Source organism: Brucella sp. MAB-22 (assembly GCF_025908475.1).
GTDB classification, from domain to species: Bacteria; Pseudomonadota; Alphaproteobacteria; order Rhizobiales; family Rhizobiaceae; genus Brucella; species Brucella anthropi.
Map to the genome: position 1 here is coordinate 791505 of NZ_CP109782.1, position 21882 is coordinate 813386.

Below are 21882 nucleotides of genomic sequence, written 5' to 3' on the forward strand. Positions count from 1 at the left end.
AGCTAAAAACAGCGCCTGCAATGTTCACAACTGACAAATTTGTAGAGATTTCAGCGGCTTCGTGTCACTTCGCCGCGCGTTGCCGTCACTGCAATCGACGTTATCCCACTATATAGGTGGCTGAATTCGGCGTTGCGATAATGCAACATCGTATTTTTGCCATGTTCTCGTCAGGTTCTCTCCACAGAAGCGGGCATTTCGTGCCGCAATTACCGCCGATATGTCGATCCTGTCAGCGCGGCATGGACGATTTGCTCCCAACATCGCCCGCCCGATAAGGGACCGCGCTAAAGGTAATTTGTGTAAGGAGAATGCTATGCGCACTCTTAAGTCTCTCGTAATCGCCTCGGCTGCGCTGCTGCCGTTCTCTGCGACTGCTTTCGCTGCTGATGCCATTCAGGAACAGCCTCCTGTTCCGGCTCCGGTCGAAATGGCTCCGCAGTACAGCTGGGCTGGTGGCTACACCGGTCTGTACCTCGGCTACGGCTGGAACAAGGCCAAGACCGACACCGTAGGCACCGTTAAGCCTGACGATATGAAGGCTGGCGCTTACGCTGGTTGGAATTTCCAGCAGGACCAGTTCGTATACGGTGTTGAAGGCGACGCCGGCTACTCCTGGGCCAAGAAGACCAAGGATGGTCTGGAAGTTAAGCAGGGCTTCGAAGGCTCGCTGCGTGCACGTCTCGGCTACGACCTGAACCCGGTTATGCCGTACATCACGGCTGGTGTTGCCGGTTCGCAGGTCAAGCTCGACAACGGCTTTGACGACGAAAGCAAGTTCCGCGTTGGTTGGACTGCTGGTGCCGGTCTGGAAGCTAAGCTCACGGACAACATCCTGGGCCGCGTTGAATACCGCTACACCCAGTTCGGTAACAAGACCTACGACCTCGGCAACGAATCGGTTCGTAACAAGCTCGACACCCACGACATCCGCGTCGGCGTTGGCTACAAGTTCTAATTATCTGATAATTGAACACGGAAAACCGGGCAGGCAACTGCCCGGTTTTTTGTTGCGCTGTTTAGCTCAGTTGTTCGCGGCATCTGTCAGCCAGTCGCGAAATGCGGCCATCGCTTGCGTTTCCGTCCGCGACTGTAGCCTTGTCAGCCAGTAGCTGCCCATCGTCACCGTCGTCTCGAACGGCTGGACAATGGTTTCCGACAGCAATTGCCGGGAAAACATCAGTGGCGGGGCAAGCGCAATACCCGCTCCCTGCATGGCGGCTTCCATCATCGCGAGCGACGAATCGAACATGATGCTTCGCGGCAGGGGCATGTCGCCCGTGACGCCTGCTGCCTGAAACCATTGTGTCCATTCATCGGCACGATAGGAGCGCAGCAAAGTATGTCGTGCGAGATCGGCCGGTGTTCGCAATTCGCGCGCCAGTTCCGGGATGCAAAGTGGCGACAGGGGCGCTTCCAGTAATCGGGTTGCGTCGATGCCGTGCCAGGCGCCGCTCCCGAAACGGATCGCGTAATCCAGTCCCTCCGCCGCAATGTCCACCCGGTTGTTGTTGGTCGAAAGCCGCAGGTCGATGAACGGGTAGCGATTCTGAAAATCGCGCAAACGTGGCAATAGCCATCCGACGGCCAAGGTGCCGACAGCACCCACACGCAAGATTTCCCGATAATGCCCCGCTTCGAAACGTTCTAGCGTTCCGGCAATCCTGTCGAATGCGTCCTTCAGTGTGGGAAGCAGCGTTTCTCCTTCGCTGGTCAGCATCAGCCCGCGGGGCAGGCGCTCGAACAATGTCACGTTCAGACGGGTTTCGAGGCTCTTGACCTGATGGCTGACAGCTGCCTGCGTGACGCAAAGTTCAATCGCGGCCTTCGTAAAGCTCAGATGGCGCGCCGATGCCTCGAAGGCGCGCAGCGAATTGAGCGGGAGATGCGGTCGAACCATGTTGCCCCAAATTTTTCTAATGCCAAGTGCTAGATAACGTCGTTTGTCGCGCCAGCGCAAGCATCGTATATAAGCTGGGCCTGAAAGGCTTATATCCCGCAAAGCGGGCTTCAATATAATGGACCGCGCAATACCGGCTATGTCTTGAGAAAGATGCAGCGGAACGCATAATCATGAGGTTTATGTATCTGTCATGAGAAAATCTACGACACTTTTGATCGGTTTCCTCACCACTGCCGCTATTATCCCGAATAACGGCGCGCTGGCTGCGAGCAAGGCGAATGATGGCGACTTGCGCCGTATTGTCGATGAAACGGTGCGCCCGCTCATGGCCGAGCAGAAAATCCCCGGCATGGCCGTCGCTATAACCATCGACGGCAAGAGCCACTTCTTCGGTTATGGTGTGGCATCGAAGGAAAACGGGCAAAAAGTCACCGAAGACACGATTTTCGAGATCGGCTCGGTCAGCAAGACCTTCACTGCAATGCTCGGCGGCTGCGGGCTGGCGACAGGCGCGTTCACTCTGTCCGATCCCGCGACCAAATGGGCCCCCGAACTGGCAGACAGCAGCTTCGACAAGATCACCATGCTTGATCTTGGGACCTACACGCCGGGCGGATTGCCCCTCCAGTTTCCCGATGCTGTCTCCGATGACAGTTCGATGCTGGCATATTTCAAGAAATGGAAGCCGGACTATCCGGCAGGCACGCAGCGTCGCTATTCGAATCCCAGCATCGGCCTGTTCGGCTATCTGGCGGCACGAAGCATGGACAAGCCGTTCGACGTTTTGATGGAACAAACGCTTCTGCCTGCATTCGGCCTGAAGAACACCTTCATCAATGTGCCGGAAAGCCAGATGAAGAACTACGCCTACGGCTATTCCAAAGCCAACAAGCCGATCCGGGTATCGGGCGGGGCGCTGGATGCACAAGCCTATGGCATCAAGACCACCGCGCTTGATCTTGCCCGCTTCGTCGAACTGAACATCGACAGCTCATCTCTGGAGCCTGATTTCCAGAAAGCCGTCGCCGCAACGCATACCGGTTACTACCATGTCGGAGCGAACAATCAGGGGCTTGGCTGGGAGTTCTACAACTATCCGACCGCGCTCAAGACGCTTCTTGAGGGCAACTCGTCGGACATGGCGCTGAAGTCGCACAAAATCGAGAAATTCGATACACCTCGCCAACCGTCAGCTGATGTGTGGCTCAACAAGACAGGCTCAACCAACGGCTTTGGCGCTTATGCGGCCTTTATTCCTGCGAAGAAGACCGGAATTGTTCTGCTTGCCAACCGGAACTATCCGATTGATGAGCGCGTAAAGGCTGCCTATCGGATATTGCAGGCGCTCGACAAGAAGCAATAGACCGCAAAAAAGAACCCCGGAAAATCCGGGGTTTTTTCTTTCCAGACCGATCAACCGCGCGGCAGCAGTTCCGTCAATTCCGGATGCACTTCCTGAAAGCGCTTCATCCAGCGCTTGAGCTTGGGACGGTTACGTTCCCATTTGCCCTCGAAGCGCAACGCCAGATAGCCCAGCGTGGCGGCGACAGCGATATGACCGCCATGCAGCTTGCCCGCCAGACGTGGCGGTGCTTCGTTCAGAAGATCGAGCGCACGTTCAGCCTTGCGCCATTGCAGGTCGAGCCAGGGCTGATGAATCTTTTCTTCGGGACGCATACGGCGTTCATAGACATGTGCCAGAAGCACGTCGCAGAGACCGTCGGCGACGGCTTCATAGCGCTCTGCATCGGTGCGCTTTTCGGCATTACGCGGGAAGAGCTTGTTACCCGAAACCCGGTTCAGATATTGGATGATTGCACGGCTGTCGAAAACCGATTTGCCATCATCCGTCACCAGCGTCGGAATTTTTCCGAGTGGATTGGCATGGATGAGGTTCTCCGGTTCCGCCGAGGTGTTGACGACGACGCTTTCAAACGGAATGCCGGCATAGTGAGCGGCCATGCGCACCTTCGCGCTGTAGGGCGAAGCAGGCGAATAGAGTATCTGTGTCATCGTTCGTTCCTAAACCGGATATGTAAAGTTTATTGCGTGGCGGGCATCATGACGGAACGGCTTCGGCAAGCATTGGCATCGACCTGACCGCAAGCGCGGTATTGCAGGTCTTTTGTCATGCAGATGCGAACTTCCTGAAGATAGTTCCGCTTGCAGCTTATCGAAATTCCGTCCGGCTTCATGCCGGGATTGGCTGCGATAAAGGCTTTTCCGACGAGAAGGGGATCAACACGCCGGCCACTCGCCAGATTGCGCAGGCTGGGCGGAATGTTGACCTGATCGAAAGCGTTACGCAGCGTTGAGAAATATTCGTCCTGCGACAGGCCCGAACAACTGCCGTGTTTGCGCCATTGATAAGCGACAAGACCGGCAGACGGCATGATATCCGACAGGCGGGAAATGATTGGACGAGGCACATAGCTGCCCCGACTGCGGGCATTGTCGAACTGGCAGTTCGCCGGATAGCCCCATTCGTTCTGTGGCCAGAGACCGTGCACCACGAAACCGAAAGGACGGTTGGTTCCACATTGCTGCTTGTTGGCGCGGGGGCCTTCGGAGGCACAATAGCTCGGCGACCAGGAGAGGGCGAGGACGTAGAAGTCGAACTCGCCCGCAACGTCATCAGCATGGCTTGGTGCGACTGCCAAAACACTCGCAACTGCCGCTGCGAGCAACGTAAACGCAGCTGCACCAAAATTCCGCAGCATATGCCCTCCACTCAATCGTTGCTCAAGGCTTCAGTGTCTGAATCAAAAAGCGACAGGCCGAGGCGAAAATGGTGATTTTCGAGTACCGGAGCGGAGCGTACTTAAAGGTACGTGAGCACCGGAACGCAGACAAATTGCCATTTGCAGACCGGCATGGCGACTTTTGGAGCAGACACTAGTGGATTGAATTTGACGTTTGATACCCGTCCGATATAAATCTCGTTTCAAACGTCAAATTCGAAAAATCCACTAGATTCATAAAGTTACTAGTGGTCTTTTGATTCCGACATTTGCTCAGTGCTCATATCCGAGGGATGCAAATGTCGGAATCAGACCACTAGCGAAGAACGCGGCAGCTCGCGTCGTACACATACCAGCGGTCGAAACCATCGACGCAGAATTCGACGTTGCGGCCCATCGAGGCAAAGCCCTGACCTTCTTCGACCATATACCAGACCGAACGGTACTGACCGTCGGTCAGAACGGCGGTTGCCTTGCAATAGGTACGTTCGATCTGGGCCGGATTGGTCTTCGGCTCATAGCGTGTCAGCTGAACATCGCTCATCGCCGAAATACCGACCTGCGGCAGGTTCGGGACATGACGTACCTGATAGCCAAAATCGGAAACCACCGAGCGCAAAACGCTCTGCTGGCTGCAAGCGCCTGCATCGGCAACGCCTGCTGGAGCAGGAGTGAGATAGTCTGCGGCACTGGCCGGCAGAGACACAAGCGTCAGGGGAAGGACAGACGCAGCAAACAGGGCTGCGCGTGAATACTGTCCGATACGTTCCAGGGTTCGTTGCATATCTCTGTCCTGTCCCAAATTGCGAGCTCGCACCCGCTCTAATCTGTGATAGCCGAAGCGTTGAGGCGCAGTTTCTGTCAGCAATTCGCGCGGGTCAAGTGCGATCCGTCTCGCTGCGCACCCACTTGATGCTGAAATTGCTCCCTTTTTCCTCAGCTAGAAGCTTGGTAAGGCAGGGAAGCAGGGTTTGCATCTCACTTTCGAGTGTATAGGGCGGATTAACGACAATCATGCCGGTGCCATCAAGGCGTGGTTCAGCGGACGGTGCACGAATCGCAAGCTCAATCTGCATGATCTTTGGAATGCCGGTTTCCCGCAGCTGCCGGGTGAACCGTTCTGTTTCCTTGCGATCTTTCACCGGATACCACAGTGCATAGATGCCGCCGCCGAAGCGCTTGTAGGCCTTGGCCAGACCATCGACCAGACGATCGAATTCGCCTTCCTTTTCAAAAGGCGGGTCAACCAGCACCATGCCGCGCTTTTCCTTCGGCGGAAGGTGAGCGCCAAGCGCAAGCCAGCCGTCGAGCTCCGTCACGCGGACCTGATAATCACCGTCGAAAAGTTTCGCCAGCTTGGTGGAGTCCTGCGGATGCAGTTCCAGTGCGGACAGGCGATCCTGCTTGCGCAGCAAATGCCGGACGACAAGCGGCGAACCCGGATAATGGCGAAGCTTTTCACCGTTGTTGACCGCACGGACAGCGGCGAGATAGGGCTCCAGAAGTTCAAGCGCGGGCTGCTCGATCTGCCCTTTCTTCACCGCGTCCATGATGCGGTCGATACCGCCCGTCCACTCGCCGGTTTTGCCTGCTTCGATACCCTTCAGGTCGTAGAGGCCGATGCCTGCATGTGTGTCGATGACGCGAAAGGCCTGATCCTTGCGTTTCAGATACTCGACGAGACGGGTCAGGATGACGTGCTTGACGACATCCGCAAAATTTCCGGCGTGATAGGCGTGACGATAATTCATGGCTGCGCTTGTTTCATGCCAGCCAGTTTTCGGCAAGAGGCAGTGATATCCAAAAAGACCCCGGTCTGCGTCGTTCCTGCAATATCTCTCCTGTCACAAATGTGACATACAACTTTCAACATCCGCTCCTTAGCTTTGAGTCGAGTCCCGAAATGTCTGGTGGCGTCCTTCTGATCGTCCTCTTTGGCGCGTTCCTCCACGCGAGCTGGAACGCAATTGTAAAGGGAAGCGGAGACAAGTTCTTCGGCGCAGCCAGTGTAACCGGTGCGGCCGGTTTGATTGCTCTTTTTATCCTGCCATTCTTGCCACTGCCGAACCCGGCAAGCTGGGGCTACATAGTTGCTTCAACCGTCACGCAGGTATTCTACATGTCGCTCGTGGCCGCGGCTTATAAATCGGGCGACATGAGCGAAGCCTATCCGATTATGCGCGGCACGCCGCCCTTGCTGGTGGCGCTGGTGAGTGCCCCCTTGGTCGGCGAGGTTATGGGCTGGCAAAGCTGGCTTGGGATCGTGCTGATCTGTTCCGGTGTTCTTGCGATGGCGCTGGATGCCCGCCGCAGAAATCGTGGCGCCTCAAGTCGCACGGCGTTGCTTGCGCTCGCGAATGCGGGCTTCATCGCAAGCTATACGATCATTGATGGCCTCGGTGTTCGTGTCTCGGGCGCACCGATTTCCTATACGCTGTGGCTATTCCTGATGAACGCCATGCCGCTGGCAGGCTGGGCTCTTTATCGTGAACCGAACAGGTTTATCCAATATCTGCGCAATCACTGGCGACCGGCCATGATTGGCGGTGTCGGAACCCTCGGTTCTTACGGATTGGCACTTTGGGCGATGACCATGGCTCCGATTGCCGTCGTGGCGGCGCTTCGCGAAACGGCTATCCTCTTCGGCGTACTCATCTCGGCGGTGGTGTTGAAGGAAAAGGTTGGCTTGCCGCGTTTCATCGCTGCCGGTCTTATCGTTCTTGGTGCGATTTCGCTCCGCCTGTCGTGAAAATTTATTTCGTCACAGTGACAATCTTCCGGCAGAAATTCGTTTCTGCGTGAAGTGGCTTGAGATAATAAAGTAACATGAACCAGCACGCTCCCATCTCGAACATCAAAACAGGTCATTCGGCTTGCCCGCACGACTGTCCGTCAACTTGCGCACTCGATGTCGAAATCCTCGATGAGCGCACCATAGGGCGCGTGCGGGGGGCAAAGGACAACAGCTACACGGCTGGCGTCATCTGCGCCAAGGTCGCGCGCTATGCCGAGCGTGTCCATCATCCCGACCGCCTCAAGCATCCGCTGGTTCGTGCCGGTGCGAAAGGCACGGGGCAATGGAAGGAAGCTTCATGGGAAGCAGCACTTGATCTCATTGCCGAGCGCTTCCTGAAAGCCGAGCATGAGTTTGGCAGCGAAAGCGTCTGGCCCTATTACTATGCTGGCACGATGGGGCTGGTGCAGCGCGACTCAATCAATCGTCTGCGTTTCGCCAAGCGCTATTCCAACCAGTTTGACAGTTTCTGTACCAATATGGCCTGGACTGGCTATTTTGCGGGAACAGGGAGCTTGACCGGTCCCGATCCGCGTGAAATGGCAAAGGCAGATGTGGTGGTGATCTGGGGCACCAATGCCGCCGCCACGCAGGTCAATGTGATGACCCACGCGGTTCGGGCGCGAAAGGAACGCGGCGCAAAGATCGTCGTCATCGATGTTTACGCCAATGCGACCGTCCGGCAGGCGGATATGGGCATTGTGCTGAAACCGGGTACGGATGGCGCCTTTGCCTGCGCAGTCATGCATGTGCTGTTCCGTGATGGCCTTGCAGACTGGGATTATCTGGAGCGCTACACCGATGATCCGAAAGGACTGGAAGCGCATCTTCAAACCCGGACACCTGAATGGGCAGCCGCCATCACCGGCCTGTCGGTCGCAGAGATCGAGGCATTCGCCCATCTCGTCGGCAAGACCAAGCGCACCTATTTCCGTCTTGGCTATGGTTTCACCCGCCAGCGCAACGGCGCAGTGAACATGCACGCAGCTTCTTCGATTGCCTGTGTGACAGGCGCTTTCCTTTATGAAGGCGGTGGCGCATTCCACTCGAACTCCGGCATCTTCAAGATGGACAAGCGCGAGATCGAAGGTCGCGCCATGCAGGATGTAGGTCTTCGTTTTCTCGATCAGTCGAAAATCGGTCGTATTCTCACCGGTGACAGTGAGGCTCTTTATGGCGGCCCACCCGTCATGGCGATGCTGATCCAGAACACCAACCCGATGAATGTGACGCCGGAACAGCGGCTGGTTCGCAAAGGCTTTGCGCGCGAGGATCTTTTCGTTGCCGTGCACGAACAGTTCATGACCGATACGGCGAAGATGGCCGATGTCGTGCTGCCCGCCACGACGTTCCTTGAGCATGACGATATCTATCGCGGCGGCGGGCAGCAGCATGTGGTTCTGGGGCCGAAGCTGATCGAGCCTCTCGCCGATGCGCGTCCGAATATCTTCGTTATCAACGAACTGGCAAAGCGCCTCGGCGTTGCGCATCTGCCGGGTTTTGATCTCGACGCGCGCACGCTGATCGACAACATGAATGCCAATAGCGATTTGCCGCAATTCGACGAATTGAAGGAAAAGCGCTTTGTCGATCTGCAGCCGCCCTTCGAAGAAGCGCATTATATCAATGGCTTCAAATGGCCGGATGGCAAATTCCGCTTCCGACCCGACTGGACCGGGAGCCCGTCGCCGAACAAGCCGCCGGAAGTCATGGGGCTGCAGGGGCCCTTCCAGTCGATACCGGAGTTTCCAGACCATTGGGAAGTGATCGAAACGGCGGATGCCGAGCATCCCTTCCGCATGACGACCTCACCGGCGCATAATTTCCTGAATTCAACCTTTGCCGAGACGCCGACATCGCTTGCCAAGGAAATCCGGCCAGAATTGCTTATCCATCCTGATGACGCGGCTGAGCTTGGCATCGAGAATGGCGAGCGGATCGAGATAGGCAATCATCGAGGCGAGCTGGTGCTTCATGCCGTGCTGCGTGCCGGGCAAAAGCGTGGTGTTGTGGTGTCGGAGGGCATTTTCCCGAACTCGACATTCGAGCGCGGCGAGGGGATCAATATATTGATCGGCGCTGAACCTGCCGCACCCTATGGCGGGCTGGCGGTGCACGATACCAAGATCTGGATTCGAAAAATAAACTCATAAATATTTATCCAACAACGCCGGGGCGCATATATAAACTATATATGCGCCCCGGCGTTGTTGTTTATTCGCGCTGCTCGTTAGCCAGCGTAACGCAGTTTCAGCTTGGAAACACCCACAGCTGCATTCAGGCCGCGCTGGCCCTGAAGCGAGATCGGCTGAAGCGAAATCGTCTTCCACGAACCGCCGGTCAGGATGTTGGTGCCGAAGCCGACGCCAATTGCTGCATTGGCAGATGCGCCGACATAACGGCCCTGAAGAGCGCCCTCGGGACGAACGGTCGGAGCCCAGACGGCCCAGGCGACACGACCGCCATTGATGAAGCCGACATCGATGCCGAGCTTGGTAATCGTCCCTGTATAACGTTCAGCTGGACCACGTCCACGGGCTGGGCTGAATACGCAGTCCACATCCTGCTGGCTGCCGATGATGACGCCGATGGCAGGGGAGATATCGCAGGACAGCGTGCCGACTTCCGAGCGCGGCTGGGTGCGACCCGAAGCGGGAGGAGCTACGTAGTCGGCAGCAATGGCTGGAGCCGTGACCGCAATGCCTGAAATGACGGCCATTGCCGAAAGGAAGGAAGTCGAAAAACGGAGAGACATGTCCTTGTCCTCTTCTAAAACACACATTGAAAGAGACGCTTACACGTCCCTTAACGAGATTTGCCGAAGCAAGTTCCGTTACGAAGGGGAATTAGAGCTTTTTGCGGGAAATTAAAGTTTTATTAACAAAAAACTTCGTCTGTGATTAATTTGCCGCGGTTGAACATGGAAAGAGCGCCATCAGGCGCTCAAAACCATCGCATCGGCCAGATATGGCTGGCTGTTTTGTTCACCGGCAAATTTGCGAAGGGCCAACGCATAAAGTTTATGTTCGGCTTTGAGAACGCGGGCTGCAAGTGCATCGGCATCGTCGCCAGCAAGCACAGGCACGGCCGCCTGTGCGAGAATTGGGCCTTCGTCCATCCCTTCCGTTACCAGATGAACGGTACAGCCTGCGACTTTCATGCCCGCATCCAGCGCCCGCTGATGCGTATGCAGTCCTGGGAAAAGCGGGAGCAGGGAAGGGTGAATATTGAGAATGCGGCCGTCATAGGGAGCAATGAAGCGTCCTGACAGAAGACGCATGTAGCCGGCAAGGCAGATGATATCCGGCTTCAACGCGGCGAGCGCGTCCAGAATGGCATCTTCATGCTCATCCTTCGAGGCATAATCCTTGCGCTTGAAAACCTGCGTGGCAATACCGGCAGCCTGCGCCTTGGCAAGGCCACCAGCTTCTGCCTTGTCGGAAAAGACCGCCACCACCTCCGCCGGAAAATCGGCGGCTTGTGCAGCGCGGATCAGCGCCTCCATGTTGGAGCCGCCGCCCGAAATGAAGATGACGACCCGCTTGCGGATCATAGCGAAAGCTGGCCCTTGTAGACGACGCCGTCCTTTTCACGCTTCACCATCTGGCCGAGCGTGACAACCTCTTCGCCTTCAGCGGCAAGGGCAGCCACGACTTCCTCGACCTTCTCAGGTTTCACGACGGCGATCATGCCGATGCCGCAATTGAATGTGCGCAGCATTTCGGTCGGCTCGACGCCGCCCGTCTTGGCAAGCCAGGAGAAGACCGGTGGAACAGAAATGGACGTAAGGTCGATTTCGGCAGCGAGGCCTTCCGGCAGAACACGCGGAATATTGTCGGGAAAACCGCCGCCGGTGATGTGTGCCAGCGCCTTGATGCCGTCCGAAGCGCGGATCGCGGCAAGAAGAGGCTTCACATAAATGCGTGTCGGGGTCAGCAGCGCTTCGCCGAGCGTCGCGCCCGGCTGGAACGGGGCATCGGACTTCCAGCCAAGGCCGGAGAGTTCGACGATGCGGCGCACCAGAGAAAATCCGTTGGAATGCACACCGGACGAAGCAAGGCCGAGTATGACATCACCTTCGGCAATGTCGCCACGCGGCAGCAGACGGTCGCGTTCAGCCGCACCAACCGCGAAACCGGCAAGATCATAATCGCCTTGCGCGTACATGCCGGGCATTTCAGCGGTTTCACCGCCGATCAGTGCGCTACCGGCTTGTCGGCATCCTTCTGCGATACCCGCAACGATATCGACACCCTGATCCGGCGAAAGCTTGCCCGTCGCAAAATAGTCGAGGAAGAAAAGCGGTTCAGCACCCTGAACGACGAGATCGTTGACGCACATGGCAACAAGATCAATGCCCACCGTGTCGTGCTTGTCGGCATCAATGGCGATCTTCAGCTTGGTGCCGACACCGTCATTGGCGGCAACGAGTACCGGATCCTTGAAGCCAGCAGCCTTGAGGTCGAACAGGCCGCCAAAGCCGCCGATCTCGCCATCCGCACCGGGGCGGCGCGTGGAGCGCACGAGCGGCTTGATCTTCTCGACCATCAGGTTACCAGCATCGATGTCGACACCAGCCTGCGCATAGGTCAGGCCGTTCTGGCCAACAGGCTTATCGGCGGGCTTATTTTCCATGGTCATGGCCTGCTCCTGAAATTGGGTGCTTATCCACGCAGCTGTTTAATGCATTTTCGGCAAAAGCGTGTAACGGTTTTGCTCAAGAAAAATGCGATAAACAGAGAATGTGCGCGCAATGGCACGAGACGGCGCTGCCTGCAAGGCCACAAAGCTCGAAAAGAGCGAAACAGCGCAGGATTCTGCCTGAAATCGTAAAGCACCGTCCATAACTCGATAGAAGGTTGTGTTTCGTCAGGCTTTTCGCACAGACATTGCAATCCTGACCAACCGTTCTAACTTGTTCCCGTTCGCACTAAGATATCCGTAACGCCATTCTGCTATCAGGACTGGCTCTATCCAATACGTTTCCTGGAAATAGATGCACATGGTCAAGAAACCGACACCCACGCGCACGAGCGCCAGCCGAACGATCCGTCAGTCGGAAGCGACAGTTCGTGATGGCGACATTCACGTCAATGTGGAAGTCGGCGCGCTGACCGGCTCTTCGGTGCGCCGTCAGGCGATGTTCTGGGTGGGGACCGTCGCGGTCTTCATCCTGTTCCTGATCGTATTCAGTTCAGTGCTGTTGCCTTTTGTTGCGGGCATGGCGCTGGCCTATTTCCTCGACCCTGTCGCAGACAGGCTGGAACGTTTCGGCTTGTCCCGGCTTACGGCCACAATCGTCATCCTGCTCATCTTCCTGATGGCGCTGGTAGTCGGCCTGATGATTATTGTGCCGATCTTGGCAACCCAGCTAGCCGACTTCATTTCTAAAATTCCAGACTACATCACACAACTTCAGTCGCTTCTGGCAAACGAAGATTCGCAATGGCTGAAGAAATATATCGGTATTGACAGTTCGGTCATTCAGCAGAATCTGAGTTCTCTGCTCCAGCAGGGCGCCGGGTTCATGTCGACCTTGCTTCAATCCCTGTGGAATTCGGGGAAATCGCTGATCGATATTGCGGGGCTTTTCGTCGTCACTCCGGTGGTTGCATTCTACATGCTTCTGGATTGGGACCGCATGGTCAGCAGCATCGATTCATGGGTGCCGCGCCGCCAGCTTCATACCGTGCGCCGCATCGCCCGCGAGATGAATGCCGCCGTCGCCGGTTTCATTCGCGGGCAGGGAACGCTCTGTCTCATTCTGGGAACCTATTACGCCATCGGTCTCACGCTGACCGGGCTTAATTTCGGCCTGCTGATCGGCTTTTTTGCCGGTCTCATCAGCTTTATTCCCTATATCGGTTCCTTTGTTGGTCTGGCGCTTGCCATCGGTGTGGCGCTGGTCCAGTTCTGGCCTGACTGGATCATGATCTGTGCCGTCGCCGGTGTGTTTTTCCTTGGCCAGTTTGTGGAAGGAAACATCCTCCAGCCGAAGCTCGTCGGCTCGTCCGTGGGGCTTCATCCGGTCTGGCTTATGTTCGCTCTTTTTGCCTTCGGTTCGCTGTTCGGCTTCACCGGAATGCTGGTGGCAGTGCCCGCAGCGGCTGCGGTCGGGGTGCTTGTGCGGTTCGCATTGAATAGCTATCTCCACTCACCGATGTATGATCCTGCCTACCATCAGCCGAACCCCGACGCCGGGCCGCTGATCGAGGCAGGCGAGAATGCAGGCAAAGAGAAATGAGATTGGGTCGTAACCGGGCAAGGTTTGAAACGGGATTTGCAGGAGGCCGCGATGCGTGAGGCACCGCGCCAGATTCCGTTGAATCTTGAGCATCAGCCCGGTTATCATCGGGAAGACATGATCGTCACGGGCTCCAACCGTGCCGCTGTCGATCTTATCGATCGCTGGCCGAACTGGCTGTCGCCTGTCACGATCCTTGCCGGGCCGACGGGGTCAGGCAAGACGCATCTGGCGGAAATCTGGCGCGCCGGAACAGGTGCGCTTCTGGTAGACCCCACGAACATTACCGAGGAAGCTGTAAACGGCGCTGCCGAATATCCGGTGCTGATCGATGATATTGGTGCTGCTCCTTTCGATGAAACCGGACTTTTCCATCTCATCAACAGCGTCCGGCAGAATGCGGCTCAGGGTCTTGGGCCTTCCCTGCTGATGACCTCCCGTCTGTGGCCAGCCAACTGGAACGTCAAGCTCCCTGATCTTGCCTCGCGTCTCAAGGCTGCAACCGTCGTGGAAATTTCAGAACCGGACGATCTGCTGCTTTCCGGCGTCATTCACAAACTCTTCGCGGACCGGCAGGTAAGCGTCGAGCCGCATGTCGTCGCCTATCTGGTGAGCCGGATCGAGCGCTCGCTTCTGTCTGCGATCCAGATCGTCGACAAGCTTGACCGGGCGGCACTTGAGCAGAAAAGCCGTATCACGCGCACGCTTGCCGCTCAGGTTCTGGCGGGCAGCGAACAGCCGGAACGCTGAGGATGAAGATAGCGGTCACCGGAGCGGGTGGTTTTATCGGAAGCGCACTCACTCAAGTGCTAACCGGGGAAGGGCATGATGTCCTGCCTCTGTCCCGGAATGAACTGTCTGATCCGGATTTTTCAGGTGTGGAAACGGTTGTTCATTGTGCAGCACTTGCTCACCGCACCGGCGCGGAACGACCGGATGCAGATACATTCGATGCGGTCAATCATCGACTGGCCGTGGAACTTGCTGCCAAGGCAAAAGCCGCCGGTGTAAGACGCTTCGTGTTTGTATCTACGATCTATACGATTGCGGGAAACCCATCGCCGCTGACGCCAGACATGCCGCTGAGGCCGCGTGATGATTACGGTCGTGCCAAGGCAAAGGCGGAAGCCGATCTGCGTGAACTCAACGGTATCGAGGTCGTCATTGCACGCCCGGTTCTCGTTTATGGTCCCGGAGCGCGGGCGAACCTGAAAGCCTTGATAAAGCTCTGCGATAGCGGGTTGCCGCTGCCGTTCGGTCTGGCGGACAACAGGCGCAGTTTCGTCTCGCTTGAAAACGTCGCACATGCGCTGACATTCTTAAGCGTTGCGCCTGCAGAAAAAGTTGCAGGGCGGGTGTTTCATCTTGCGGAGCCGCAACCCCGCTCCACAAAAGAGTTCGTGACGAAGCTGCGCGCTGCCTTGGGAAAACCTGTGCGTCTTGCACCTGTTCCGCCGGTCTTCATGCGGCTCCTGCTATCAGCAGTGGGCAAAAGCGGTCTCTACGACCAGCTTTATGGCGATCTGGTCGCGGACAGTTCGTCGCTGATTGAAGCAGGATTCGACTATTTGCCCGGTGACCGGCAACTCGAAGCAATGGCGCGTGGTCTGGATTAGAGCATGTCTCCCAAAAGTGGGAACCGGTTTTGGGATAAAGAAATGCGTAAAAACAAAGAGATAGAGCGGTTCCAGCGACTCCGTTTCAACCGGAACCGCTCTAGTTTTTCTGGCCGACAGCTTTGGGCGGCTCCATGCGTGAATGCGCTGGATTTGGAGCCTGTTTCGGTGCGGCTGCCGTTGCAGTTTGCGTCTTCCTGGTAACCGAGCCGGTGATCAGGCTTGCGCTGTCAGGCTTGTTGCGTCCACCGATAAGCTGATCTTCATGCACCCAGCCGATCATGTTCGTCTTCGGAACGATCACGCGATGCCAGCGTCCGGTCTTTCCATAGGAGCGCATCTCACGGCCTTTTTCCACGACGCCGATGGATGGCGACTTGTCCCACGCATTCTTATGGATGGTGAGTCGCGCCTTGGCATAAATCACCGAAGGCGAGCTTGCGGGAGTGTTGACGCCACGCGGCGGCATGGAGCGCAGTGCAGCGGCGGGTGGGGATACGACAACCTGATTTGTGGGGCGGGGTGGGGTGGCGGTCTGGATTGCTGCCTGCTGTACCGGCTTTTGCGGTGCGGGTGCCATAACGGGCGCCGATGGACGCGGCACAGGGCCGACGGCAGCGCCATAATCCTTCGACCACGCCTTGTTCTCGGGGGCCTTGCTTTCGGGTGCTTTGCTGGTGACGGTCGCCTTTGGCTCGGTTCTCGCAGATGACTGTGTGTTCGGCTTGGAAGCGGGGCGCTGGAACAGGGCTGTGATCGCGGCTTGCGGGCTCTTGTGCTGCGAGGTTGCCCACAGGCTGAAAGCACCAAGGCCGAGGATTGCGGCAAGCGCGAGCATGGGAGTGGACGAGCCGGACGACTTGCCCGACGACCTGGCCGAGCGCTTTGTGGAGCGCTTGGGCGTGCGGGTGGTGCGTTTCCGTGCAGCCATCGTCTGTCTCCTGTTCGAATCGCGATGGGGAGACGCTACCAATTGTTCCTTCGCATTTGGTTACCGCAGCATCGGGCGCGAACGGCTGGAACGACGAATCGGAAACAAAAAACGCCGCTTTCGCGGCGTTTCAAGGTGGATTGGTGAAGACTTACTGGTGCCCAGACGTCTTGTCATCGCAAGAGGTCTGGCCTGAAGCCTTCTCCTGCTGCCGTTGGTTGGCTTCGCTTGCTTCAACTGCGTTGCGCAACTCTGCCCATTCGCGTTCATGACGACGATAAAGCTCGTCGGAAACAGTCTGGATACCCATTTCGGTCCTCCGTTTTATCTGGTGCCCCAAATAACATGGCGAAGTCCGAAACGTTGCATCACAAAGCGTAAGCGTTTGAAATCTTAATCGGTTTATATGTTTATAACGTCTTGCCGATTTCAGTTTTCCTGAATGGAAACACCACCTTCTCCGATTTTCATCTCAATCCCGGCGGGTTTGGTCTCTTCGCGATAGACATAAACCGCAAGACCTGCAGCCACGACAATCAGCGCGCCAATAATCAGATAAAGCCCGTTTCTATTCACATTCAGTCTCCAGCTGGTTGATGGTGAAGTGGGAACGTTCGCGCGCGTGATTTGGTTCCGCAGAACATGATGACCACAAAAATGCGCCATCCTGTTTTTATTGAATGGAAAAAACACAAACTGGCAAATTTGCCTCTTGCTTTATCTCTTTGGATTATCTAGTGAAGCCGCACCGCTTGAAAGCGACGGAGCGTAGCGCAGTCTGGTAGCGCACCTGATTTGGGATCAGGGGGTCGCAGGTTCGAATCCTGCCGCTCCGACCATCAAGAACCATAGTCCTCCCAACACTTTAGCGATTTTGGCCGAATGTCCCGTGCGACTTCGTGCGACGGTCGTGCGACTTGCTAAGTCGCACGGGCGGTTTTGCGGTCAGTAATGCATCGCGTCGTAGATCAGGCGCGCCGGCAGAAAAGTGCCTCTGAACGCCTTGCCTTCTGCAAAATTGAGTGGGCCGGTCGGCCGAGCTCCTGGCAGCGATGACAAGGCATGTCGGTGCAAGCCTTCTCCCCAGGCGCTGCCATCAAACAGCCGGTTGACACCTACGCCGGCCGACGCGACGACAAAGCCTTCGTTTGTCGCAAAGTCGCTCACAATCCGGATCCCGGCCAACCTTAAAAGCAACCTCGAATCTTCGTTGTCGTTCAAGGCCGATTCAATCATGCGCCTTACCGGCGTTTCTCCGTCCGGCTTAAACATGAGTAGATGGCGAAGGCAGGTAAACGCATCTTCGATGATCTCCCTGGGCAATGGCTGCAGCTGATCAATCTGAACATCGATGTGAAAATGCAGCCTTACTTTTCCCTGGCCGATGTTTTCAGTTTCAATAACGCAATGCTGTTTCAAAATATGCCTCCCGCCCGCTCGTCAAATAGAAAGCCGCGCCAGGCTCATCCTGACGCGGCTGGAAATGAGGGGCGGCGTGAATCGCGTGGCGATTCCCTGAACCGATTATTAAGGCTAGTAACCGATTTCCGTTTCGCCGTCGGCTTCGTACCAGGAAACCATTTTCCGGATTGCGCTGTCAGCCATTTCCGGATGGCGGGCAAGATAGTGCCGCAAGATCCGCGTGGCGCTTTCGGCCGTGTGACCGGTGACTGAGATGATCTCGGGGATCGTTGCGCCGGCAAGCGCCATCCAGGTAACAGATGTATCGCGGAAATCGAGATCCTGCAGATCATGCAGCGAAATCAGCGGCGAGATCTCGTAGACGATGCGCACATCATAGACGGCCTCGCCTTTGCGGTGTTTGTCATGCACGCGCTTGAGCGCCACATTCATGGCCTTCACAGACGGAAAGTTCTTCTGTGTCGCAGAAACGTCCACAACGCCGATGATCGCAGCGTCGCGCACCTTTGAGAAAATATCATGATAGTGACGCTTGCTGAATGACTTCCAGAGCTTCTCGTCCAGAATGACGCGCGGATCCTTAATCTTCGCAGCTTCGCGGCGCTTCTTCGATGCCTCGAGGCGACGCTCCAGCTCTGGAGCTTGCATAACGGCAACGATTTCACCAGTCTTCGATTGCTTAAATACGCGGCGATTGTTCATTAGACCCTTGTCGACCAGTTCGCGGCGGTCGCCCTGGCGCTGGCCGCTCCAAACTGCCAGCACTATCATATCGCCTATCTCTGGCCGACCGATCCGATCAGCTGCAGCTATCAATGCAAGAATCTCCGGTCGCGTGCCAAATCTGACGCGCGGGGCAGGCGATTCCATTTGCAGTTTCGTTGCTGGATTGTCGAGTAGCTTCACACGGCCGCGCAGCATTCCCCAGCTGATGGCGGAAGAAAGTGTAAGCAGAACACCTTTCGCCGTCGCCAAGCCGCGTTGATCCCAAAGGCTATCAAACAGATTTCGGCATGTCGGCCGATCGAGCGAGCGTACATCGGAAACCCATAGTTCGCCGTCATGCTGCATAAGGACATTCATCTTGTCCCTGTAGTCATTCATAGTCGTGGGGCTGTAAGAGCGCGTGCCGCCCGGCTTGAATTTCGGGTTGCGCCTCGGGTTAGTCCAGTCCTCAATCAGATTTTCTACGGTATAGCCGTTATATTTGTGCGGTGCACTTCGTGGGCCAGGAGCCTTTTTCCCAGCAAGTTCCAAGCGAGTTCTTTTCTCTGCGACTTCGAGCTGAAACGTGGCAGACCAATCTACCGCCTCTCCGCGCGTGAACCATCGGCCATCTTTATGTCTCAAATCCTTGCCGGAATAGCCTATGGCTCGCAGCTCTTTGCCAGGCTGGAAGCGGGGGCGACCGTCGCGCCATGATACGTGTGGATGGGGGTTTGCCTTCTTGGCCATGCTCGTTACTCCAAACATTGCGAGCGAAAAGGAAAAGCCCGGCGGAACACAGAGGGGCGGGCATTCCGCCGGGCTATCAGGCCGCCGGCGGGGGGATTGGCGGCCTATCGGTGGATCTCAGTTGTCAAACCAGATCCGTTGTCGGGTTTTCGTCGGCATGAGTGCCATCAGCCAAAGCGCGGCAATCAGCAGGAAAACGGATAATGCTGCGAGGATCGTTAGCGCCTGGGCCATCAGCTCATGCCAAGGGCGTCCATGTAGAGTTGAAGCATTGCTTCCTCTTCCGTGCGCTCATGGTCCTCTTTCTTTCGCAGACGAATGATCGTGCGAACGACTTTGCTATCGAAACCGGAACCCTTGAGCTCCGCGTAAACTTCCTTGATATCGTCGCCGATCGTTTTCTTTTCTTCCTCAAGGCGCTCGATACGCTCGATGAAGGCGCGCAGCTGGCCGACGGCAATGGTTTGGGCTTCTGATGTAATGTCGTCGCTCACTGTGCGGCCTTTCTTTCGGTTTTTGCGCGCTCGCGCTCTTGCATGACTGCAAGCACCATCTGGCCGACGCCAGTAAGGCGGAGACAATCAGAGCGATCGCTGATCAGATGCTTGCGGGACAGGTTGTCGACGGACCTGAGAGAAACCTTGTTTCCTTGCCCCGGAATGGCCCAGCCATTGCGTCGACGATAAAATTTGTACGTTGCGACCTCCCGCAGCAGCTTGCGCTCTGTGGGCGTCAATTCGCGCGGATCTATAAGGGCTGGCTGAGACGTGCTATTCATCGGTTGCACTCCCGTTATGAGGGCAAAGCCAGATGCAGAAAGCTTTATTGGCGAAGTAGCATTGCTCACCCAGCTTCCCATCATTCCAACGCCCGCAACCGTCGCCGGTGTCCAGTTCATCGCTGAAATCGTCGTCCGGCTCGTAGTCGTGGTACGGCTCATAGTCGGACATCACGAAATGCGCGTCGATTTCCAGATGATCGATTGAGATCGAGCCTTTGAAGGTCATGACACGACCCCATAGCGCTCGTGGTGCGCCTGGCGCTGCAGGCTGATGAGATCCGCGCCGGCTTCGTTGCTGTTGGCTGCTCGGATAATTACGCCACCCGCGATCAACCAAAGCTCGACCGCACGGCGCGGCCACTTCCAGTCCGATCCTGGGATCGGCCGGGGAAATCCATGTTCTGCGTTGAACTTGTTCCAGTTGCGTTTCAGCCATCTCTCGGATCGGCCGATCGCACCTGCAACCTCTTCAATGCTTGCTGTCTCGATAGAAAGCATGTCGATCACTCCGTTTGTGATTCGACATTCAGTATCCGCATAAATGCGGAATTGGCAATACGACGTTACGCATAAATACGCATTTGATGCGCATGGCGTTGAAACGCATAAGAAAAAAGTCATATGACTTTGTTCAGCGCGTCCTCATGGGATGCGCCAAGTAAGTCATATGACTTTGTTTAATTGATTTGCCTTGGAAGGGGAATTTAAAGTCGTATGACTTTGTTCAATCCCTAGTGCGCGACGCGCGGTTGCCTCATAACAACGTCAACCACGCCCTTAATGGATACGTCAGAACCGTCAACCGGAAGCGGCTTCTGTGCGCCTTCGCGCAACGAGTTGGTGATGACGTAAGGAGGAAGGTAAAGCCTGAACACATTTTCAGTGCGACCGCTTGACCAGTCTTTAAGCTCTACCGCTACGATATCGTTGGGCTTTGGTTGTGGTGATTGATCCACGATCAAAACGTCTCCGGGAAGAATGCCGGAAATTTCAAGAGCGTAGCTCCGAATTCGCCAGGCGCTCCGACCGTTGCGTTGAGCGATCAAGTCTCTGATTGCGCGTTCAAAGCTTGGGTTCGCTTCGGGCTCGTCAAAGACGTAAGGCTCAGTTTCCTTGTCGTTGAAGGCGCGTGCACGGCCCGGAAATTCCATAGGCCGTAATCCGGCAGCTTCCGCTATCTTATGAATTGTCCTGGATGAGATCATCCCCGGAAATTCCGGATCGTTCAGCGGTTTGTGAATCGTCGAAGGTGCCACGCCCGTTCGGCGCGCCAATTCAGTGGCGGTAATCCCGAGATGAGATAAGACCGCCTTCACCCAATCCTGTTGTTCTTTTTTACCCTGTTCCATGCGCATAAAGTTATGCGCAGGAGATACGCAACTCGAAAACATACTAACCTTGACGATCCGCATTATTGCGGAACTAATGCGCATTAGAAGCAGCAAGTGATTCGGTAGTCAAGAATGCGAACCTTCGATCAGATCGAACAGTTAAGAAAACATTACAAGATTACGCGGAAGCAGCTGTATGAGCGGGCTGGTATCCATAAGGAAACGTGGCGCCGAACAGCGCAGAGTAAGACCAGCCCGAACGTGAAGACCCTTCAGGATCTTTCTGAAGCGATCGATACGCTCATTTCCGAGCGGGGCGACGCCCATGCTTGATCTCGTCGTGGTGATTTCTGGCCTGGCGATGGTCGTGCTTGGTTGCGGGTGGATAGCCGATCGAAAGCCATGGATTGGCATTGGCTGCTTCCTTTATGCCGCACTCGTTTTCGCCGTCGAAACTCTGTTCATTGCGTTCAGATGGTGATGCCGATGACGGAACGCCTCACGATCCTCCATTCTGAAAAACGCACGGAAGCGCCGAAAAGCCCGGAGAACGTTCGGGTTGTCCTCCAACACGAAGATAATTCGCGGATATCGGTCGCAACAATGGCGGCGCAGAGCAACTTGGCCACTGCCGAAGTGACGTTTCACCTGGCTGAAAGTGTCT

27 protein-coding genes and 1 tRNA gene are annotated in these 21882 nt (G+C 56.2%); 10 read left to right on the top strand and 18 right to left on the bottom strand.

Annotation, left to right across the window (positions count from 1 at the left end; all coding sequences use genetic code 11):
- The first annotated feature begins 316 nt into the window (after nt 1-316).
- On the top strand, nt 317-958 hold the full coding sequence (gene omp25, locus OHI65_RS13270) for an outer membrane protein Omp25 (RefSeq protein WP_010661681.1): 642 nt from the start codon (nt 317-319) through the stop codon (nt 956-958).
- A 66-nt stretch (nt 959-1024) separates the two neighbouring features.
- On the opposite strand, the gene gcvA is transcribed toward omp25, so the two are convergent.
- Entirely contained in the window at nt 1025-1900 is an 876-nt protein-coding gene (gene gcvA / locus OHI65_RS13275; protein WP_012092382.1) for a transcriptional regulator GcvA, read from the bottom strand.
- A 193-nt stretch (nt 1901-2093) separates the two neighbouring features.
- Here gcvA and blaOCH point away from each other — a divergent pair, with 193 nt between their 5' ends.
- Nucleotides 2094-3266, top strand: coding sequence for an OCH family extended-spectrum class C beta-lactamase (blaOCH, locus tag OHI65_RS13280; RefSeq protein ID WP_264358988.1), 1173 nt, complete (start codon nt 2094-2096; stop codon nt 3264-3266).
- A gap of 50 nt (nt 3267-3316) precedes the next feature.
- On the opposite strand, the gene OHI65_RS13285 is transcribed toward blaOCH, so the two are convergent.
- The 4 genes from OHI65_RS13285 to OHI65_RS13300 form a co-directional block, all read right to left on the bottom strand.
- Nucleotides 3317-3916, bottom strand: coding sequence for a glutathione S-transferase (locus tag OHI65_RS13285; RefSeq protein ID WP_264358989.1), 600 nt, complete (start codon nt 3914-3916; stop codon nt 3317-3319).
- 29 nt (nt 3917-3945) lie between these two features.
- Complete coding sequence (locus tag OHI65_RS13290) at nt 3946-4623, bottom strand: ribonuclease T2 family protein (protein ID WP_264358990.1); 678 nt, start codon at nt 4621-4623, stop codon at nt 3946-3948.
- 337 nt (nt 4624-4960) lie between these two features.
- Entirely contained in the window at nt 4961-5428 is a 468-nt protein-coding gene (locus OHI65_RS13295) for a phage portal protein (RefSeq protein ID WP_010661686.1), read from the bottom strand.
- A 94-nt stretch (nt 5429-5522) separates the two neighbouring features.
- The gene (locus OHI65_RS13300) at nt 5523-6395 is read right to left on the bottom strand and encodes a 23S rRNA (adenine(2030)-N(6))-methyltransferase RlmJ (protein WP_264358991.1); all 873 of its coding nucleotides are present in this window, start codon (nt 6393-6395) and stop codon (nt 5523-5525) included.
- A 152-nt stretch (nt 6396-6547) separates the two neighbouring features.
- On the opposite strand from OHI65_RS13300, the gene OHI65_RS13305 reads away from it, so the two are divergent.
- Nucleotides 6548-7393, top strand: coding sequence for a DMT family transporter (locus OHI65_RS13305; RefSeq protein ID WP_010661688.1), 846 nt, complete (start codon nt 6548-6550; stop codon nt 7391-7393).
- A gap of 77 nt (nt 7394-7470) precedes the next feature.
- Nucleotides 7471-9591 carry a molybdopterin oxidoreductase family protein gene (locus OHI65_RS13310; RefSeq protein ID WP_264358992.1) on the top strand — a complete coding sequence of 707 codons (2121 nt, stop codon included), beginning with the start codon at nt 7471-7473 and terminating at the stop codon, nt 9589-9591.
- A gap of 77 nt (nt 9592-9668) precedes the next feature.
- On the opposite strand, the gene OHI65_RS13315 is transcribed toward OHI65_RS13310, so the two are convergent.
- The 3 genes from OHI65_RS13315 to purM form a co-directional block, all read right to left on the bottom strand.
- Nucleotides 9669-10193 (bottom strand): DUF992 domain-containing protein, encoded by a 525-nt coding sequence (locus OHI65_RS13315; protein WP_010661690.1) that lies wholly within the window; start codon nt 10191-10193, stop codon nt 9669-9671.
- A 180-nt stretch (nt 10194-10373) separates the two neighbouring features.
- Nucleotides 10374-10991 (bottom strand): phosphoribosylglycinamide formyltransferase, encoded by a 618-nt coding sequence (gene purN / locus OHI65_RS13320; protein ID WP_264358993.1) that lies wholly within the window; start codon nt 10989-10991, stop codon nt 10374-10376.
- On the bottom strand, nt 10988-12079 hold the full coding sequence (gene purM, locus OHI65_RS13325; protein ID WP_264358994.1) for a phosphoribosylformylglycinamidine cyclo-ligase: 1092 nt from the start codon (nt 12077-12079) through the stop codon (nt 10988-10990). Before purM ends, purN begins: the two co-directional genes overlap by 4 nt.
- Nucleotides 12080-12440: 361 nt before the next feature.
- On the opposite strand from purM, the gene OHI65_RS13330 reads away from it, so the two are divergent.
- The 3 genes from OHI65_RS13330 to OHI65_RS13340 are packed head-to-tail and all read left to right on the top strand — an operon-like array spanning nt 12441 to nt 15298.
- Nucleotides 12441-13682: an AI-2E family transporter gene (locus OHI65_RS13330; protein ID WP_264358995.1), complete on the top strand. Its 1242-nt coding sequence runs from the start codon at nt 12441-12443 to the stop codon at nt 13680-13682.
- Between the two features lie 51 nt (nt 13683-13733).
- Complete coding sequence (gene hdaA, locus OHI65_RS13335) at nt 13734-14432, top strand: DnaA regulatory inactivator HdaA (RefSeq protein ID WP_012092374.1); 699 nt, start codon at nt 13734-13736, stop codon at nt 14430-14432.
- A gap of 2 nt (nt 14433-14434) precedes the next feature.
- Nucleotides 14435-15298, top strand: a complete 864-nt coding sequence (locus OHI65_RS13340) for an NAD-dependent epimerase/dehydratase family protein (protein WP_264358996.1) — start codon at nt 14435-14437, stop codon at nt 15296-15298.
- Between the two features lie 100 nt (nt 15299-15398).
- Here the strand turns inward: OHI65_RS13340 and OHI65_RS13345 are convergent, their stop codons facing one another.
- The 3 genes from OHI65_RS13345 to OHI65_RS13355 all read right to left on the bottom strand — a co-directional run bounded on the left by OHI65_RS13345 (nt 15399) and on the right by OHI65_RS13355 (nt 16805).
- Nucleotides 15399-16229, bottom strand: coding sequence for a hypothetical protein (locus OHI65_RS13345; RefSeq protein WP_264358997.1), 831 nt, complete (start codon nt 16227-16229; stop codon nt 15399-15401).
- Nucleotides 16230-16380: 151 nt separating this feature from the next.
- Entirely contained in the window at nt 16381-16539 is a 159-nt protein-coding gene (locus tag OHI65_RS13350) for a hypothetical protein (RefSeq protein WP_010661697.1), read from the bottom strand.
- 119 nt (nt 16540-16658) lie between these two features.
- The gene (locus OHI65_RS13355; RefSeq protein ID WP_010661698.1) at nt 16659-16805 is read right to left on the bottom strand and encodes a hypothetical protein; all 147 of its coding nucleotides are present in this window, start codon (nt 16803-16805) and stop codon (nt 16659-16661) included.
- Nucleotides 16806-16991: 186 nt separating this feature from the next.
- Between OHI65_RS13355 and OHI65_RS13360 the strand changes: the two genes are divergently transcribed.
- Nucleotides 16992-17068: transfer RNA gene (locus OHI65_RS13360), tRNA-Pro, on the top strand.
- Nucleotides 17069-17174: 106 nt separating this feature from the next.
- Here OHI65_RS13360 and OHI65_RS13365 read toward each other — a convergent pair.
- The 7 genes from OHI65_RS13365 to OHI65_RS13395 form a co-directional block, all read right to left on the bottom strand.
- Nucleotides 17175-17648: a hypothetical protein gene (locus OHI65_RS13365; protein WP_113474531.1), complete on the bottom strand. Its 474-nt coding sequence runs from the start codon at nt 17646-17648 to the stop codon at nt 17175-17177.
- Nucleotides 17649-17762: 114 nt separating this feature from the next.
- The gene (locus OHI65_RS13370; RefSeq protein WP_264358998.1) at nt 17763-18734 is read right to left on the bottom strand and encodes a hypothetical protein; all 972 of its coding nucleotides are present in this window, start codon (nt 18732-18734) and stop codon (nt 17763-17765) included.
- A gap of 605 nt (nt 18735-19339) precedes the next feature.
- Nucleotides 19340-19600, bottom strand: coding sequence for a DUF2312 domain-containing protein (locus OHI65_RS13375; RefSeq protein ID WP_113474533.1), 261 nt, complete (start codon nt 19598-19600; stop codon nt 19340-19342).
- Nucleotides 19597-19884, bottom strand: coding sequence for a hypothetical protein (locus tag OHI65_RS13380; RefSeq protein ID WP_264358999.1), 288 nt, complete (start codon nt 19882-19884; stop codon nt 19597-19599). The genes OHI65_RS13375 and OHI65_RS13380 overlap by 4 nt, the downstream gene beginning before the upstream one ends.
- On the bottom strand, nt 19877-20113 hold the full coding sequence (locus tag OHI65_RS13385) for a hypothetical protein (protein ID WP_264359000.1): 237 nt from the start codon (nt 20111-20113) through the stop codon (nt 19877-19879). The genes OHI65_RS13380 and OHI65_RS13385 overlap by 8 nt, the downstream gene beginning before the upstream one ends.
- A complete protein-coding gene (locus OHI65_RS13390) occupies nt 20110-20385 on the bottom strand; it encodes a hypothetical protein (RefSeq protein WP_264359001.1) in 276 nt (91 codons plus the stop codon). Before OHI65_RS13390 ends, OHI65_RS13385 begins: the two co-directional genes overlap by 4 nt.
- Nucleotides 20386-20618: 233 nt before the next feature.
- Nucleotides 20619-21242 carry a LexA family protein gene (locus OHI65_RS13395; protein ID WP_264359002.1) on the bottom strand — a complete coding sequence of 208 codons (624 nt, stop codon included), beginning with the start codon at nt 21240-21242 and terminating at the stop codon, nt 20619-20621.
- A gap of 108 nt (nt 21243-21350) precedes the next feature.
- Here OHI65_RS13395 and OHI65_RS23060 point away from each other — a divergent pair, with 108 nt between their 5' ends.
- Together OHI65_RS23060 and OHI65_RS13400 are read left to right on the top strand one after the other, a co-directional pair.
- Nucleotides 21351-21551, top strand: a complete 201-nt coding sequence (locus tag OHI65_RS23060) for a helix-turn-helix domain-containing protein (RefSeq protein ID WP_076770649.1) — start codon at nt 21351-21353, stop codon at nt 21549-21551.
- Nucleotides 21544-21699 (top strand): hypothetical protein, encoded by a 156-nt coding sequence (locus OHI65_RS13400; RefSeq protein ID WP_264359003.1) that lies wholly within the window; start codon nt 21544-21546, stop codon nt 21697-21699. The genes OHI65_RS23060 and OHI65_RS13400 overlap by 8 nt, the downstream gene beginning before the upstream one ends.
- The last annotated feature ends 183 nt before the right edge of the window (nt 21700-21882 follow it).